The 14,702-nt window shown below is 66.0% G+C and carries 17 protein-coding genes; 9 read left to right on the forward strand and 8 right to left on the reverse strand.

Features of this window, described 5'->3' with window-relative positions; all coding sequences use genetic code 11:
• Nucleotides 1-76: 76 nt before the first annotated feature.
• The 3 genes from FIU85_RS01510 to FIU85_RS01520 all read left to right on the forward strand — a co-directional run bounded on the left by FIU85_RS01510 (nucleotide 77) and on the right by FIU85_RS01520 (nucleotide 3,098).
• Complete coding sequence (locus FIU85_RS01510) at nucleotides 77-874, forward strand: AraC family transcriptional regulator (RefSeq protein WP_152492386.1); 798 nt, start codon at nucleotides 77-79, stop codon at nucleotides 872-874.
• A 116-nt stretch (nucleotides 875-990) separates the two neighbouring features.
• Complete coding sequence (locus tag FIU85_RS01515; RefSeq protein WP_254702972.1) at nucleotides 991-2,658, forward strand: ABC transporter substrate-binding protein; 1,668 nt, start codon at nucleotides 991-993, stop codon at nucleotides 2,656-2,658.
• Nucleotides 2,659-2,702: 44 nt separating this feature from the next.
• Entirely contained in the window at nucleotides 2,703-3,098 is a 396-nt protein-coding gene (locus FIU85_RS01520) for a cupin domain-containing protein (RefSeq protein WP_152498142.1), read from the forward strand.
• A 15-nt stretch (nucleotides 3,099-3,113) separates the two neighbouring features.
• Here FIU85_RS01520 and FIU85_RS01525 read toward each other — a convergent pair whose 3' ends face one another.
• The gene (locus tag FIU85_RS01525) at nucleotides 3,114-3,710 is read right to left on the reverse strand and encodes a lytic transglycosylase domain-containing protein (protein ID WP_152492384.1); all 597 of its coding nucleotides are present in this window, start codon (nucleotides 3,708-3,710) and stop codon (nucleotides 3,114-3,116) included.
• A gap of 237 nt (nucleotides 3,711-3,947) precedes the next feature.
• Between FIU85_RS01525 and ssb the strand changes: the two genes are divergently transcribed.
• Nucleotides 3,948-4,451, forward strand: coding sequence for a single-stranded DNA-binding protein (ssb, locus tag FIU85_RS01530; RefSeq protein WP_152495589.1), 504 nt, complete (start codon nucleotides 3,948-3,950; stop codon nucleotides 4,449-4,451).
• Nucleotides 4,452-4,465: 14 nt separating this feature from the next.
• A complete protein-coding gene (locus FIU85_RS01535; protein ID WP_152495590.1) occupies nucleotides 4,466-4,771 on the forward strand; it encodes a hypothetical protein in 306 nt (101 codons plus the stop codon).
• A 4-nt stretch (nucleotides 4,772-4,775) separates the two neighbouring features.
• Here the strand turns inward: FIU85_RS01535 and FIU85_RS21870 are convergent, their stop codons facing one another.
• Nucleotides 4,776-4,913, reverse strand: coding sequence for a hypothetical protein (locus FIU85_RS21870; RefSeq protein ID WP_172978751.1), 138 nt, complete (start codon nucleotides 4,911-4,913; stop codon nucleotides 4,776-4,778).
• A gap of 38 nt (nucleotides 4,914-4,951) precedes the next feature.
• Between FIU85_RS21870 and FIU85_RS01540 the strand changes: the two genes are divergently transcribed.
• From FIU85_RS01540 to FIU85_RS01550, 3 genes are all read left to right on the forward strand, one after another.
• Nucleotides 4,952-5,863 (forward strand): GNAT family N-acetyltransferase, encoded by a 912-nt coding sequence (locus FIU85_RS01540; RefSeq protein ID WP_152495591.1) that lies wholly within the window; start codon nucleotides 4,952-4,954, stop codon nucleotides 5,861-5,863.
• A gap of 70 nt (nucleotides 5,864-5,933) precedes the next feature.
• The gene (gene typA, locus FIU85_RS01545) at nucleotides 5,934-7,754 is read left to right on the forward strand and encodes a translational GTPase TypA (protein WP_152495592.1); all 1,821 of its coding nucleotides are present in this window, start codon (nucleotides 5,934-5,936) and stop codon (nucleotides 7,752-7,754) included.
• Between the two features lie 3 nt (nucleotides 7,755-7,757).
• Complete coding sequence (locus FIU85_RS01550) at nucleotides 7,758-8,111, forward strand: cupin domain-containing protein (protein ID WP_152495593.1); 354 nt, start codon at nucleotides 7,758-7,760, stop codon at nucleotides 8,109-8,111.
• A gap of 4 nt (nucleotides 8,112-8,115) precedes the next feature.
• Here FIU85_RS01550 and FIU85_RS01555 read toward each other — a convergent pair whose 3' ends face one another.
• The 6 genes from FIU85_RS01555 to recA all read right to left on the reverse strand — a co-directional run bounded on the left by FIU85_RS01555 (nucleotide 8,116) and on the right by recA (nucleotide 13,762).
• Nucleotides 8,116-8,661, reverse strand: coding sequence for a histidine phosphatase family protein (locus FIU85_RS01555; RefSeq protein ID WP_152495594.1), 546 nt, complete (start codon nucleotides 8,659-8,661; stop codon nucleotides 8,116-8,118).
• 29 nt (nucleotides 8,662-8,690) lie between these two features.
• Nucleotides 8,691-9,158 carry an MOSC domain-containing protein gene (locus tag FIU85_RS01560; protein WP_152498143.1) on the reverse strand — a complete coding sequence of 156 codons (468 nt, stop codon included), beginning with the start codon at nucleotides 9,156-9,158 and terminating at the stop codon, nucleotides 8,691-8,693.
• A gap of 23 nt (nucleotides 9,159-9,181) precedes the next feature.
• Nucleotides 9,182-9,469 carry a DUF1330 domain-containing protein gene (locus tag FIU85_RS01565; RefSeq protein WP_057789179.1) on the reverse strand — a complete coding sequence of 96 codons (288 nt, stop codon included), beginning with the start codon at nucleotides 9,467-9,469 and terminating at the stop codon, nucleotides 9,182-9,184.
• Nucleotides 9,470-9,481: 12 nt separating this feature from the next.
• Nucleotides 9,482-9,766: a DUF1330 domain-containing protein gene (locus FIU85_RS01570; protein ID WP_152495595.1), complete on the reverse strand. Its 285-nt coding sequence runs from the start codon at nucleotides 9,764-9,766 to the stop codon at nucleotides 9,482-9,484.
• 24 nt (nucleotides 9,767-9,790) lie between these two features.
• Nucleotides 9,791-12,481 carry an alanine--tRNA ligase gene (gene alaS, locus FIU85_RS01575; protein WP_152498144.1) on the reverse strand — a complete coding sequence of 897 codons (2,691 nt, stop codon included), beginning with the start codon at nucleotides 12,479-12,481 and terminating at the stop codon, nucleotides 9,791-9,793.
• A 201-nt stretch (nucleotides 12,482-12,682) separates the two neighbouring features.
• Nucleotides 12,683-13,762: a recombinase RecA gene (gene recA, locus FIU85_RS01580; protein ID WP_152495596.1), complete on the reverse strand. Its 1,080-nt coding sequence runs from the start codon at nucleotides 13,760-13,762 to the stop codon at nucleotides 12,683-12,685.
• Between the two features lie 203 nt (nucleotides 13,763-13,965).
• Between recA and FIU85_RS01585 the strand changes: the two genes are divergently transcribed.
• Complete coding sequence (locus FIU85_RS01585) at nucleotides 13,966-14,610, forward strand: gamma-glutamyl kinase (protein ID WP_152495597.1); 645 nt, start codon at nucleotides 13,966-13,968, stop codon at nucleotides 14,608-14,610.
• Nucleotides 14,611-14,702 lie beyond the last annotated feature (92 nt).

A 14,702-nucleotide genomic window follows, 5' to 3' on the forward strand; every position in this document is an offset into this window, starting at 1 on the left:
TCGGACATTCCTGCGTCCAATTCGATGCAATCCCTGCGCTCTGCGTACAGAATCACGACAATCGAGGTGCCGGACCGTGACATCCCATCCGCAACTCCAGACGCTCGCGCAGTGGATCGGACCGGGCGCATGGCGCGCCAGCCTGCCCCATAGCGACCCGCACCACGTGTTCCTCTGGATCACCCGCGGCCAGGGGCGCTGCCTGGTGGGCGGACGGCGGCGCGGGCTGGCGGTGCATACCGCGCTGGTGCTGCCCGCAGGGTCTCTCTTCGCGCTCGACCCCGGCGCGCAGAGCTTTGGCCTGGCCTGCCGCATTCCGCCGCGAACCGGCATCCTCATGCCCGACGAGCCGGTGCTCCTGCGCGTCCGCGACCCGCGCGCGCAGGCCGACCTGACCACCCTGCTGGAAACCATGCAGCGCGAACAGAACGAGGCGCGCGACTTCATGGACGAGGCGATGACCGCCCATGCCCAGCTTCTGACGGTCTGGCTGCGCCGCGCCCTGATCTCCGGCGCCGACGAGGCCCTCGCCCCCACCGCGGCCCATCGCCTGGTCGAGGCCTATGCCGCGCTGATCGAACGGGATTACACCACCGGCGCCTCGATGCAGGATTTCGCCCGGCATCTCGGCGTCACGCCCACGCATCTCAGCCGCGTGTGCAAGTCCACGGCGGGGCTGACGGCCTCGGCAATGCTGACGGGCCGCGTCCTGCACGCCGCCCGCAACCTGCTCGAAACCACCGACCGCGCCGCCAACCAGGTCGCCGCCGATCTCGGTTTCAGCAGCGCCGCCTATTTCTCGCGCTTCATCCTGCGCCATACCGGCAAGTCGCCCTCGGACCTGCGCCGCACCGCCCCGCGCAAGGCCGCCTGAAACCCCGCCGTTCACGCGTATTTCAGCACACCCGGTTGATTTCCGCGCGGGCGGGATGGAAAGTGAGACCTGTTGCCTCATTTATTCCCGCACCGCTCGTTGCAAGGCCCACGCCCATGTCCTCACGCCCCCATGTTCCGCTTCATCCCGCCCTGCCCGCGCTCAACCGCGCGCTCAGGCGCGGGGCGATGGACCGGCGCGAGTTCCTGGCCCGCGCCTGTGGCCTGGGCCTCTCCGCGCCGCTGGCCCTGTCGATGGCCGGCCTGCCGGCTCCGGCGCGCGCGCAGAACACGGCCCAAATCGTCCCCGGCGGCACCCTGCGCATCCAGCAAAACGTCAAGGCGCTCACCGACCCCCGCACCTATGACTGGAGCGAGATGGGCAACCAGACACGGGGGTTCCTGGAATACCTGGTGGAATACGGCCGCGACGGCACCGTGCGCGGGATGCTCCTGGAAAACTGGGACGTGAACGCCGACGCGACCGAGTATCGCTTGAACGTGCGCGCCGGCGTGACGTGGAACAACGGCGACCCCTTCACCGCCCGCGACGTGGCCCGCAACCTCGAACGCTGGTGCGATGCCTCGGTCGAGGGCAACTCGATGGCCTCGCGCCTCAGGGGCCTGTGCGACCCCGACTCCGGGCAGATCCGCGAGGATGCCGTGCGCGTGGTCGACGACACCGCGCTCGTCCTCACGCTCGCCAGCCCCGATATCGCGCTCATGGCCAACCTGTCGGATTATCCCGCGGCGGTGATGCATTCCAGCTATGACGATGGCGACCCGTTCGAGCATGGCATCGGCACCGGCCCCTTCCGCCCGGTCGAGCTGTCCGTCGGCCAGCGCTGCGTGCTGGAGCGCAACTCCGATCATCGCTGGTGGGGCACAGACGTCCTGGGCGGGCCTTACTTGGACCGGGTCGAGTTCATCGACCTGGGCACGAACCCGTCCAGCTGGATCGACGCCGCCGAGGGCGACCGCATCGACCTGCTCTACGAATCCGTCGGCCATTTCATCGAGGTGCTCGACGCCATCGGATGGACCCGGACCGAAACCGAAAGCACCGCCACCGTCGTGATCCGCGGCAATGCCCGGGCCGAGCTCGAGGGCACGCGGCCCTATGCCGACCCGGTCCTGCGCCGGGCGCTGGCGCTCGCGGTCCGCAACGAGACCTGCCTGGAGCTTGGCTATTCCGGCTATGGTACCGTGGCGGCCAACGACCATGTCAGCCCGGTTCACCCCGCCCATGCCGATCTTGGCCCGGCGCCGTTCGACGCCGCCAAGGCCCGCGCCGACCTCGAGGAGATCGGGATGCTGGGCTACGCGCACGAACTGATCACCGTCGACGACGAATGGCAGCGCAACACCGCCGACGCCGTCGTCGCCCAGTTGCGCGACGCCGGCCTGACGGTCCAGCGCACGGTCCAGCCCGGCGTCACCTTCTGGCAGAACTGGCGCGACTACCCGTTCTCGGTCACCCAGTGGAATCACCGTCCCCTTGGCGTGCAGGTGCTGGACCTCGCCTACCGTTCGGATGCCGTGTGGAACGAGACCGGCTTTGCCAACGCCGAGTTCGACCGCCTGCTGGACCGCGCCATGTCGATGCCCGACGTGGACACAAGGCGGCAGACGATGGAACGCCTGCAATCCATCCTGCGCGAGGAGGGCGTGATCATTCAGCCCTACTGGCGCACGCTCTACAACCACCATAATGGCCGCCTGGCAGGGGCCGAGAAACACCCCTCCAACGAGATCCACCTGCACAAGATCGGCTTTACCGGCTGATGGCGGCGCGGACCGACAGCCATGACATCCCGAAAGGCCACCCCATGAAGATAACCCGCTCCGGCACCAACCCCTCCAAGCCCGGCCCGGACGAGTATTTCACCGGCACGGTGCGGCTCGATCCGCTCTTCACCGCCGAGGCGCCGGGCCGCTCCGTTGGCCTTCACGTCACCTTCGAGCCGGGCGCGCGCACCGCGTGGCACACCCATCCCGCCGGCCAGACCCTGATCGTCACCTTCGGGCAGGGCCGCGTCCAGCGCGACGGCGGCCCGGTCGAGGAAATCCGGCAAGGCGATGTGGTCTGGTTCCCGGCGGGCGAAAAGCACTGGCACGGCGCGTCGCCCGACACGGCCATGAGCCATATCGCAATTCAGGAAAGCATCGACGGCAGTGCCGTCAGTTGGATGGAAAAAGTCTCCGACGCCGACTACGAGGGCTAGGCCGCGCGACTCGGCCTACTGCCCGTAGATGATCTTCACGTAGTTGCGGGTTTCCTTGTAGGGCGGAATCCCCTTGTATTTCTCGACCGCCTTCGGCCCCGCATTGTAGGCCGCCAGCGCCAGCCGCCAGGACTTGAAGGTGCGGTACTGTTCCGCCAGGTACCGCGCCCCGCCATCGAGGTTCTGGTGCGGGTCATTGGGATCGACCCCCAGATAGTTCGCCGTGCCGGGCATCAGCTGCGCCAGCCCGATGGCACCCTTGTGCGACACGGCGCGCGGGTTCCAGCCCGATTCCTGCTGCACCAGCCGCAGGAACAGGTTTTCCGGAATCCCGTGGCGGCGCGCCGAATCCTTGGCGACGTTCAGGTATTGTCCCTTGTACTTGCCGCTGTATCCCACGGCGGGGGCCGCGTCGTCCCATTTGCTGGGCGTGTGAACCTTCTGCGGCTGCAGACGGATCGAGGCGTTGTATTGCTGCTTGGCCCGGGTATCCAGCACCCGCGTCTGCGAGCTGAACACCCGCTGTTTGCCCTTGGTCGAGAGAATATCCGCCGTGGCCGCCATCGGCCATGCCAGTGACGCGCAGGTCACTGCAATCGCGAGCTTCCGCATTCTGGTTACCGTCCCTTGCTGTCCCACTACGATCCTCCGGTGCCTTGTGTCCCAGGGCCCGGTTCGAACCGTCTCGGGGCGCACTATACCGAACTCGGCTCAAATTGCCAGACTTCCCCTCCCCATTCCGGTCCGGCACCGCCCGCCTTGGAACTTCCCTGAATTTTAGCCTTTTCTTCATGCCTTCGGGGTGATGTAAGGTGAACGTTAACCAAGAGACCGCAGCAGGAGGGCGCCATGGCCGGTTCCGTCAACAAAGTCATTCTCATCGGAAACCTGGGGCGCGACCCCGAGGTGCGCACGTTCCAGAACGGCGGCAAGGTGTGCAACCTGCGCATCGCCACGTCCGAGAACTGGAAGGACCGCAACACTGGCGAACGGCGCGAACGCACCGAATGGCACACCGTGGCGATCTTCAACGAGGCGCTCGTGCGCCTGGCCGAGCAATACCTGAAAAAAGGCTCCAAGGTCTATATCGAGGGCAAGCTGGAAACCCGCAAATGGCAGGACCAGTCCGGCCAGGACCGCTATTCGACCGAGGTCGTGCTGCGCCCCTATGCCGGCGAGATGACCTTCCTCGACGGCCGTGACAGCGGCGGCGGCGGTGGTGGTGGCGGCTATGGCGGCGGCAGCGGCGGTGGCTATGACCAGGATTACGGCGGCGGGCCGTCCGGCCCGTCCGACCAGGGCCGCTCGCAACCCTCGCCCTCGCGCGACTACGACGACGAAATTCCGTTCTGATCGGGGTCTGACCGATGCTGTCCTCTCTCTCACCCGAGGGACAGGCCTTGGTCACCGTCATCACCTGCCTGGCGGTGGCCTATTTCATGCTCTACCCCGCCCTGCGTCCGCGCCACGCGTCGCGCATGGCGCTTTACGATCTGGGTGTCACGGGCGTGATGCTGGTGATCAACGGCTGGCTTTTCGGTGGCACCGGCACGCGCTTTTCGCTCTGGCTGTTCGACACCAATTGGGTCGTCTTCACCATCCTTGTCGCCCTGGTGCTCGAGACACCGCTGATGCTGTGGTATGTGCGGCGCAACGGCATGACCTGGGACTGATCCGCTACCAGATCCACTCGATCACACTCAGCACCACGAAGACCGGTACTGACAAGGCAACCGCCACCAGCCACGCGGCATAGGCCGTGGGCCGCACGCTGGGCGCCGTCACGCCGCGCACCGACATTGTCTTCTTCGCCATGACCGGGATTAACCATGATTTAGGTTATCATCGCCTTAATGGCGGCCATGTCTCTGACCTGGACCCTTCGCGACACCGCCCCCGATCCGCCCGACGCTTGCGCGCTGCACCAGCACCCGCGCTACGGCGCCGCCATGCGGGCCATCGGGGCCGATGTCGGCTGGTACGCGCTGACCCGTGGTGCGCGCACGCTTGGCACCGCGCAGATCCTGCGCCGCCGCCTTGGCCCATTGCGCCTGACATGGCTGCCGCGCGGGCCGGTGCTGGCCCTTGGCACCGACCCAGGCGCGGCCCTGCTGCCCCTGCCCGGCCCCTCCGTTGTTCAGCCTGACACGCCAAGAACCGCCCGCCTCTACCGCTCACACGGCTACCGCGCCCTGCTCACCCCGGCCCACATCGCCGAGCTGGACCTCACGCCGGATCCCGGGACCCTCTTCGCCGGCCTGCACGGCAAATGGCGCAACCGCCTGCGCGCCGCGCAATCCGGCCCCCTGCGCACGCATGACCGCCCGTTCGATCCCGACCGCGACGCCGACCTGCTGACCCTCGACCGGCACCAGCAGCGCACCCGTGGCTATCGCGCCCTGCCGCCGGGGTTCACCTGCGCCTTCGCCGCCACCCACCGGCAGGCCACGCGACTATTCACCGCCCATGACCGCGCCGGGATGCTGGCCTACCTGCTCTTTCTGATGCACGGCGACGTTGCCACCTACCACATCGGCTGGGCCGCCCCCGCCGCGCGCTCCGCCCACGCCCATACCCTGCTGATGTGGCAGGCCATCACCTACCTGCATCAGCGCGGCGTCACCCGGCTCGACCTCGGCCCCATCGACACCGAGGCCGCCCCCGGCCTCGCCCGTTTCAAGCTGGGCACGGGCGCCACCGCGCGCCCGCTCGGCCCCACGCTCCTGCGGCTTTTGCCGCACCGCGGCGCCACCATCGCCGCGTAACACCTTTTTCCCTCTGGCAATTGACGCGCAAAGCCCTTAGGGCCACCACCAAACCACCAAGGATACCCCAATGGACCTGCGCAATATCGCAATCATCGCCCACGTCGACCACGGCAAGACCACCCTCGTGGACGAGCTTCTGAAGCAGTCGGGCGCCTTCCGCGCCGGACAGGCCGTGGCCGAACGCGCGATGGACAGCAACGACCTGGAGCGCGAGCGCGGCATCACCATCCTGGCCAAGGCCACATCGGTCGAGTGGAAAAAGACCCGCATCAACATCGTCGACACCCCCGGCCACGCCGATTTCGGCGGCGAGGTCGAGCGTATTCTCAGCATGGTCGACGGCGTGGTCCTGCTGGTCGACGCCGCCGAAGGCCCGATGCCGCAAACCAAGTTCGTGACCTCCAAGGCGCTGGCCTTGGGCCTGCGCCCCATCGTGGTGCTCAACAAGGTAGACAAGCCCGATGCCGAGCCCGACCGCGCGCTCGATGAATGCTTCGACCTCTTCGCCGCGCTGGATGCCGACGAAGACCAGCTCGATTTTCCGCATATGTACGCCTCCGGTCGTTCCGGCTGGGCCGATCACGAACTTGACGGCCCGCGCAAGGACCTCTCGGCGCTCTTCGACCTGATCGTCAACCACGTGCCCGCGCCCAAGCAGGTCAAGCAGGCCGACGACGATTTCCGGATGCTTGCCGTCACCCTGGGCGCCGATCCCTTCGTGGGCCGCCTGCTGACGGGCCGCGTCGAATCGGGCCGGCTCAAGGTCGGCGCGACGGTGCAGGCGCTCAGCCGCATCGGCCAGAAGATCGAACAGTTCCGCGTGACCAAGATCCAGGCCTTCCGCGGCCTCACGCTTCAGGACATCGACGAGGCCGTGGCGGGCGATATCGTCAGCCTTGCGGGCATGTCCAAGGCCACCGTGGCCGACACGATCTGCGCGCTGGCGGTGGACGAGCCGCTCTCGGCCCAGCCCATCGACCCGCCCACCATCTCCGTCACCTTCGGCATCAACGACAGCCCGCTCGCGGGCCGCGACGGCAAGAAGGTGCAGTCCCGCGTCATCCGCGAGCGCCTGATGAAAGAAGCCGAAACCAACGTGGCCATCAAGGTCACCGACACGCCGGGCGGCGAGGCGTTCGATGTCGCGGGCCGCGGCGAATTGCAGATGGGCGTCCTGATCGAGAACATGCGCCGCGAAGGTTTCGAGCTCAGCATTTCCCGCCCCCGCGTCCTGATGCGCGAAGGCGATAACGGGGAACAGCTGGAGCCGATCGAGGAAGTCACCATCGACGTCGATGACGACCATTCCGGCGCCGTGATCGAGAAACTGACCGGCCCCCGCAAGGGCGAGATGACAGAGATGAAGCCCGCCGGCGCCGGCAAGACCCGTATCATCGCGTTGGTCCCGTCGCGCGGCCTGATTGGCTATCACGGCGAATTCCTGACCGACACGCGCGGCACCGGCGTGCTGAACCGCGTCTTCCATTCCTGGGCGCCGCACAAGGGCGCCATCCCCGGCCGCCGCGCCGGTGTGCTGATCTCGATGGAATCGGGCGAGGCCGTGGCCTATGCGCTCTGGAACCTCGAAGAGCGTGGCCGCATGTTCATCGGCCCGCAGGAAAAGATCTATCAGGGCATGATTATCGGCGAACACAGCCGCGAAAACGATCTGGAAGTGAACCCGCTGAAAGGCAAGAAACTGACCAACGTGCGCGCGTCCGGCACCGACGAGGCCGTGCGCCTGACTCCGCACGTCCAGATGTCGCTGGAAGAGGCCATCGCCTATATCGACGACGACGAACTGGTCGAGGTCACGCCCAACGCCCTGCGACTGCGCAAGCGCCACCTTGACCCGCACGAGCGCAAACGCGCCGCCAAAACCGCGTGACGCATGACCGATGCCCCTCGCAAACTGACCCGCGCCGACTGGGCCAAGAACGCCGACAGTTGGGCGGGTCATTTCGAAGGCAAGGATCTCGGCACGGATATCACCGTTCTTTTTGTAGAGTTCGAAGAAACGGGCAAGGGCCCGCCCCTGCATACGCACCCGTATGACGAGGTGTTCATTCTGCGCGAGGGCCGCGCCCGCTACACCATCGGCGATCAGGTGATCGAGGCCGAGGCGGGCGATGTCCTTCTGGCCCCGGCAGAGGTGCCGCATAAATTCATCAACCTCGGCCCCGGGCGGCTGGTGTCGACGGACATCCACCTTTCGCCCGAATGGATCCAGACCGACCTGGAATAAGGCGTCAGGGCGCGACCGCGATGCGTCCGACAACCTCCAGCCCGTCATCCGTGCGCCGCGTCACGATAATCTCGCCTGATGTGGTGCCTGTCCCGCTCAGTTCAGACACGTTTACTTGGTGCGAGACCAAAAGCAGCCGGGCATCCTCGGGCGTCTCGGCAATCCGTGCCATGACCTCCGCCGCCTGACCGTCCGGGTCGCCCTGCCCCGCGAAATGCGAATTGAGCGCCGGAAATTCCTCGGGCGTGCCCATATTCAGCAGCTCCGCCGTATCGACGCAGCGGCACCACTGGCTGGTCCATACGGCGTCGAACTGAACGCCCGCCTCGCGCATAGCCGCGCCGATCTGCCTTGCCTGCTCACGCCCCCGGTCATCCAGATTCCGCTGCGTGCTGCAATCTTCCAAGTCGAAATTTGACGGATCGCCCACGCCGGGCGCCAGCGCGTGGCGCATCAAGGCCACCGTGCCCGGTTCTTTCAGCAGGCTCCAGTCCTGCGCAGCCACGGCCCCCGGCAGGATCAGCATCAGGATCAGGGAAATCAGTCGCATCGGCACCTCCGTTCAGATCGAAGGAAATTCTAGGCCGTGCCGTTGTCGGTTCCAGCCCGTGCGACGCTATCGCCCACCGCGATCCGCCCCGGTTCCAACACCCGCGCACACCATCCGCCATGCCCGCGCATGGCGTTATACCCGCCGTGCCCAAGTGCCGTTTCCATCCGTGAACAGGGCGCACAAGGCGCGGTGACCTCGATCACGGCCTTGCCGATCTGAACGGGGTGATTGCGCAGCGCCGTCAGGTTCATTCCGCTGACCACCACGTTGCGCCGCAAAACCTCCGGCGTCACCTCTCCGATCCCGACCAGCGCCGCGATCACCGGCAGGTGCTCCGCCTGGATCAGCGTCAGCGCGCGTTTCCCGGCCCGTGCGTGGTCGCCTTCAAGGCCCGCCTCACCCAGATCCGCCACCTCGACGCTCACCGGATCGGCCAATCGCTCCGGCCGCAGCCCGATCCACGCCACCCGGCCCTCGCCCGCGTGCCGCGCCATGATTTCGGCCAGTCGGCCCTGCACTATTCCGAGGTTTCCACGATCACCAGATCACGTTCGGACGCGTTCCGCGCATGGTCCAGCGCCTCTTGATAGGCGTCCGAGCGATAGCACTCCTCCGCCGCCTCCAGCGAGGGGAACTTGGCCACCACGTTGCGCGCCCGGTCGTTGCCTTCCAACTGCACGTATCGCGCACCCCGGGCGATGAAATGCCCGCCATGCGCCTCGATTGCCGGCCCCGCCAGCTTGGCATAGCGGCCATAGGCCTCCTCGTCGGTCACGGTCACATGGGCAATCCAGAGAGCTGGCATGTCTTTAACTCCTCAAACTCCGTCCACGATGACGATATCGCGCTCGCTCGACGAGGTCGCGATGGGCAGGATGCGCTGATACGCCTCCGAATTGTACCAGTCCAGCGCCGCCTGGTGGTCGGGGAACTCGATGATCACGTGCCGGTCCGGGCTGATCCCCTCGACCTGCGTCTGGGTGCCGCCCTTGGCCAGGAACTTCCCGCCGAATTCCTCGGCCAGCGCCACGGTCTGGCTGGCATAGGCCTTGTAATCCTCGGGATCGGTCACGTTGATCCGCGCAATCAGGTAGGCCGCCATGTCGTTCCCCTTCTCACGCGAGCCTCAGCCCTGCAACACCTGTTCCGCCGCCGCGATGGCGGCTTCGGCGTTGTCGGTGCTCGCCGCCCCGCCCTGCGCCATGTCGGGTCGGCCTCCGCCGCCCTTGCCGCCCAGCTCCGCCACGGCGGCCCGGACAAGATCGACCGCCGACAGCCTGTCGGTCAAGTCATTCGTCACGCCCGCGGCCACGGCAGCCTTGCCATCGGCATCGGCGATCAGCAGCACCGCGCCCGAGCCGATCCGCGCCTTCATCTCGTCCATCAGCGGTGGCAGGTCGCGCCCCGATACGCCCGACAACACTTGGGCCAGGAACTTCACGCCATTCACGTCCTTGGTCTCGGGTCCGGCAGCACCGCCGCCACCCATGGCCAGTTCCCGCTTCAGCTGCGTCACCTCGTTGGCCAGCGCCTTGCGCTCGTCCATCAACGCGCGCACGCGGTCCAGCACGTCGCTCGGCTGCGCCTTCAACTCCGACGCAAGTGCCGCCATGCGGTGATCCTGTTCGCTCAGGTAATTGAACGCCTCCGGCCCGGTCAGCGCCTCGATCCGGCGCACGCCCGAACTCGACGCGCCTTCGCCCACCATCACGAACAGGCCGATGTCGCCGGTCTGCCGCACATGGGTGCCGCCACACAGTTCGATGGAATAGGTCTGGCCATCCAGCCCCTTGCCCGAGCCATCCTCGGACCCCATCGAGACCACGCGCACCTCGTCGCCGTATTTCTCGCCGAACAGCGCCTGCGCCCCGATCTCCCGCGCATCATCGGGCGTCATGATCCGGGTTTCGACCTTGCCGTTCTGGCGGATGAAGGCGTTGACCTCTTCCTCGACCTGGCGGATCTCCTCCAGCGTCAGCCCCTTGCCATGGCTGAAGTCAAACCGCAGCCGGTCGGGCGCATTCAGGCTGCCCCTCTGCGCCACGTGATCGCCCAACGCCTTGCGCAGCGCCTCGTGCAGCAGGTGCGTGGCCGAATGGTTCGACCGGATCGCGGTGCGGCGGACATGGTCCACCTCCAGCTTCACCGGGTCGCCCACTTCCAGTTCGCCCGCCTCGACGGTCACGAAATGCGCCGACAGGCCCCCGGCCCGCTTCTGCACATCGCTCACATGCCCCGCAAACCGCGCCTCGCCGGCCTCGCGCGCGCCGTCCAAGCTGCGCAGGTACCCGCGATCGGCCACCTGCCCGCCCGCCTCGGCATAGAACGGCGTCTGGTTCACCACGACCCAGCCGGTGGCCTTGTTGGCGCCCAGCTTGTCCACGGCCTCGCCATCGACGACGATCGCCTGCACCACGCCTTCGGCGGTTTCGGTGTCATACCCCAGGAAATCCGTCGCGCTGTGCGTCTCGGCCAGGTCGAACCATACGGTCGCGTCCGCGGATTCGCCGCTGCCGGACCATGCCGCGCGGGCCTTGGCCTTCTGCTCTTCCATCGCCGCATCGAATCCGGCCACATCCACCTCGCGGCCCTTCTCGCGCAGCGCATCCTGCGTCAGGTCCAGCGGAAAGCCATAGGTGTCATAGAGCTTGAACGCCGCCTCGCCCGGCAGCGCCGCGCCATCGCCCAGCTTGCCCAGCTCGTCGTCCAACAGGCGCAAACCCCGGTCCAGCGTCTGCTTGAACCGCTTTTCCTCCAGTTCCAGCGTTTCCTCGATCAGCGGCTGCGCCCGGCCCAGCTCGGGGAACGCCTGCCCCATCAGCCCGACCAGGTTCGGCACCAGCCGGTACATCACCGGGTCCTGCGCGCCCAAGAGATGCGCGTGCCGCATCGCCCGCCGCATGATCCGGCGGAGCACATAGCCGCGCCCCTCGTTCGACGGCATCACCCCGTCTGCAATCAGGAACGACGTCGAGCGCAAATGGTCCGCGATCACCCGGTGATGCACGTTGCCCGGCCCGTCCGGCGCCCCATCCGTCACATGCGCGCTCGCCTCGATCAGGGCGCGCATCAGGTCGGTGTCGTAATTGTCATGCTTGCCCTGCAACAGCGCGCCGATCCGTTCCAGCCCCATGCCGGTGTCGATCGACTGCATGTCCAGATCCACCTGGCTGCCATCCTCGAACCGCTCGTTCTGCATGAAAACGAGGTTCCAGATCTCGATGAATCGATCGCCATCCTCCTCCGGGCTGCCCGGAGGACCCCCCCAGATTTCGGGACCATGGTCATAGAAAATCTCGGTGCACGGCCCACAGGGGCCTGTCGCGCCCATCGACCAGAAATTGTCATCCGTGGCGATGCGAATGATCCGGTCATCGCTGAGGCCCGCGTGCTTCTTCCATATCTCCGCCGCCTCGTCGTCGGTGTGATAGACCGTGACCAGGAGCTTCGACTTGTCGATCCCGAAATCCTTGGTCAGCAGGTCCCACGCATAGGGGATCGCCTCGCGCTTGAAGTAATCACCGAAACTGAAATTTCCAAGCATCTCGAAAAACGTGTGGTGCCGCGCGGTATAGCCCACATTGTCGAGGTCATTGTGCTTGCCCCCCGCCCGCACGCATTTCTGGCTGGTGGTGGCGCGGGAATAGTCGCGTTTCTCGACGCCGGTGAACAGGTTCTTGAACTGAACCATGCCGGAATTGGTGAACATCAGCGTCGGGTCGTTGCGCGGCACCAGAGGGCTGCTTGGCACCACCTCGTGGCCGTTGCGTTCAAAGAAACTAAGGAAGGTCGAGCGGATCTCGTTGAGCGTGGGCATGAAGGTCTGGTCCGAAGGCAAAAGTTGCGTCGAACCCGTGTAACGCCAAGCCATTTGACTGTCCACAGAAGGTGGCGGTCCGAGTCGCGCGCGGCGCCCGGAAAAGAGGAAAGGCCGCCCCGTCGGACGGCCCTTCCCCGAATATTCTCCGCCACCCGTCGGTGGCGCGGGCCCTTTCCGGAGTGGGCCGTCTCCGTTCCGTCAGTCGTCCAGCACGTCCTCGGCGGTCGCGTCCGCGCCGCCCGGAATGTTGAAATCAAGCCCGTGCGCGCCACGGATTTTGTCCTCGATCTCGTAGGCGATCTTCTTGTTTTCCTTCAGGAAGTTCTTGGCGTTCTCGCGGCCCTGGCCGATGCGCTCGTCAACATAGCTGAACCAGCTGCCGGACTTTTCGACCACGCCGGCCGCCACGCCCAGGTCCAGCAATTCGCCGGTCTTGGACACGCCCTCGCCATACATGATGTCGAACTCGACCTGCTTGAAGGGCGGCGCGACCTTGTTCTTGACCACTTTCACGCGGGTCTGGTTGCCCACCACCTCGTCGCGGTCCTTGATCGACCCGATCCGGCGAATGTCCAGCCGCACCGAGCTGTAGAATTTCAGCGCGTTGCCGCCCGTGGTCGTCTCGGGGCTGCCGAACATGACGCCGATCTTCATGCGGATCTGGTTGATGAAGATCACCGTGCACTTGCTGCGGCTGATCGAGCCGGTCAGCTTGCGCATGGCTTGGCTCATCAGGCGGGCGTGGACGCCCACGCTGCTGTCGCCCATGTCGCCCTCAAGCTCCGATTTCGGCGTCAGCGCGGCGACGGAATCGACGACCACCATGCTGACCGCGCCCGAGCGCACCAGCGTGTCCACGATCTCCAGGCTCTGCTCGCCCGTGTCGGGCTGCGAAATCAGCAATTCGTCCAGATCCACGCCCAGCTTCTTGGCATAGATCGGGTCCAGCGCGTGCTCGGCGTCGACAAAGGCGCAAACGCCGCCCTTTTTCTGTTCCTCGGCCACGCAATGCAGCGTCAGCGTCGTCTTGCCCGAGCTTTCGGGGCCGTAGATCTCCACGATCCGGCCCTTGGGCAGCCCGCCGATGCCGAGCGCGATGTCAAGCCCCAGCGAGCCGGTCGAGGTCGATTCGATGTCCTGCGCCGGGTTGTCGGCGCCCAGTTTCATGATCGACCCCTTGCCGAATTGCCGTTCGATCTGCGCCAGCGCGCTGTCGAGCGCCTTCTGGCGGTCTGCTTGCTTCTTGCTGTCCATGTTCAAAAGATCTGCCGTTGCCATACCTGTCATTTCCCTTATTTCACACGCCAGACGGGGCGTCTATCGCTGTCTTCCCGCCGTCCGGCCGCTGCTTTCGTTCACCTCTTGTTCCACATGTTATGGAGACAAAAGGAGAACATTTCAATGAATTTGTTCCTTTCCGATGTTTGCAGCGATGGGTTAAAGAGGGGTTACCAAGAGCAGGCAAGCGGGCGAAATCTTCTATGCTGGTGTTTTCAAACGAAAAGCTCGTGTTTCTGTCGGTCCCCAAGACCGGGACGACCGCCTACGAGGCCGCCCTTGCGCCGCGCGCGGCCATCGTCGTGCGCCAGCCGCCCGAGCTGAAGCACGCGCCGGTCTTTCGCTACAACCGCTTCTTCCGCCCGGCGATCGAGAAATTCATGGGAGAGGGATTCGACGTGCTCGCGGTGATGCGCGATCCGCTGGACTGGCTGGGCAGCTGGTATCGCTACCGTCAGCGTCCGGGCCAGGAGCAGGCCCGCAATTCCACCCACGGGATCAGCTTCGACGCCTTCGTCACCGAGTACATGAAAGGCAAGCGCGCCGCCTTTGCGCAGGTCGGCTCGCAGACGAAATTCCTCGAGCCGCAGAACAACGGCACGGCGGTCACCCATCTATTCCGCTACGAGGATCAGGACGGGCTGCGGCGTTTCCTCGAATCCCGTCTCGGGATCGGGATCGAGACGCGGCGCATGAACGCGTCGCCTGACATGGCGCTCTCCCTCTCGGCCGATGTCGAGACGCGCTACCGCCGGAAATTCGCGGTCGAATACCAACTCTACGACGGAATCGGAGCGGACGGCGCCTTCGTGCCGCTCGCCAACGGGGTTCTGCCGCCGCATCACTGAGGCAGCCGCAGGCGGCATCGCGTGCCCTGCAGCGCATCCATCCGAAGTGGTGTCTCAGGGCAAGAGGGCGCGGACACCGTCTTTCCCTGATG

The sequence above is a fragment of the Roseovarius sp. THAF8 genome (genome assembly GCF_009363735.1).
GTDB lineage: Bacteria > Pseudomonadota > Alphaproteobacteria > Rhodobacterales > Rhodobacteraceae > Roseovarius.

What these genes read in the sequence shown, in the direction of transcription:
- FIU85_RS01515 (WP_254702972.1), top strand. Translation starts at nt 991, where the DNA reads ATGTCCTCACGCCCCCATGTTCCGCTTCATCCCGCCCTGCCCGCGCTC.
- FIU85_RS01520 (WP_152498142.1), top strand. Translation starts at nt 2,703, where the DNA reads ATGAAGATAACCCGCTCCGGCACCAACCCCTCCAAGCCCGGCCCGGAC.
- FIU85_RS01525 (WP_152492384.1), bottom strand. Translation starts at nt 3,710, where the DNA reads ATGCGGAAGCTCGCGATTGCAGTGACCTGCGCGTCACTGGCATGGCCG.
- ssb (WP_152495589.1), top strand. Translation starts at nt 3,948, where the DNA reads ATGGCCGGTTCCGTCAACAAAGTCATTCTCATCGGAAACCTGGGGCGC.
- FIU85_RS01535 (WP_152495590.1), top strand. Translation starts at nt 4,466, where the DNA reads ATGCTGTCCTCTCTCTCACCCGAGGGACAGGCCTTGGTCACCGTCATC.
- FIU85_RS21870 (WP_172978751.1), bottom strand. Translation starts at nt 4,913, where the DNA reads ATGGCGAAGAAGACAATGTCGGTGCGCGGCGTGACGGCGCCCAGCGTG.
- FIU85_RS01540 (WP_152495591.1), top strand. Translation starts at nt 4,952, where the DNA reads ATGGCGGCCATGTCTCTGACCTGGACCCTTCGCGACACCGCCCCCGAT.
- typA (WP_152495592.1), top strand. Translation starts at nt 5,934, where the DNA reads ATGGACCTGCGCAATATCGCAATCATCGCCCACGTCGACCACGGCAAG.
- FIU85_RS01550 (WP_152495593.1), top strand. Translation starts at nt 7,758, where the DNA reads ATGACCGATGCCCCTCGCAAACTGACCCGCGCCGACTGGGCCAAGAAC.
- FIU85_RS01555 (WP_152495594.1), bottom strand. Translation starts at nt 8,661, where the DNA reads ATGCGACTGATTTCCCTGATCCTGATGCTGATCCTGCCGGGGGCCGTG.
- FIU85_RS01560 (WP_152498143.1), bottom strand. Translation starts at nt 9,158, where the DNA reads ATGGCGCGGCACGCGGGCGAGGGCCGGGTGGCGTGGATCGGGCTGCGG.
- FIU85_RS01565 (WP_057789179.1), bottom strand. Translation starts at nt 9,469, where the DNA reads ATGCCAGCTCTCTGGATTGCCCATGTGACCGTGACCGACGAGGAGGCC.
- FIU85_RS01570 (WP_152495595.1), bottom strand. Translation starts at nt 9,766, where the DNA reads ATGGCGGCCTACCTGATTGCGCGGATCAACGTGACCGATCCCGAGGAT.
- alaS (WP_152498144.1), bottom strand. Translation starts at nt 12,481, where the DNA reads ATGCCCACGCTCAACGAGATCCGCTCGACCTTCCTTAGTTTCTTTGAA.
- recA (WP_152495596.1), bottom strand. Translation starts at nt 13,762, where the DNA reads ATGGCAACGGCAGATCTTTTGAACATGGACAGCAAGAAGCAAGCAGAC.
- FIU85_RS01585 (WP_152495597.1), top strand. Translation starts at nt 13,966, where the DNA reads ATGCTGGTGTTTTCAAACGAAAAGCTCGTGTTTCTGTCGGTCCCCAAG.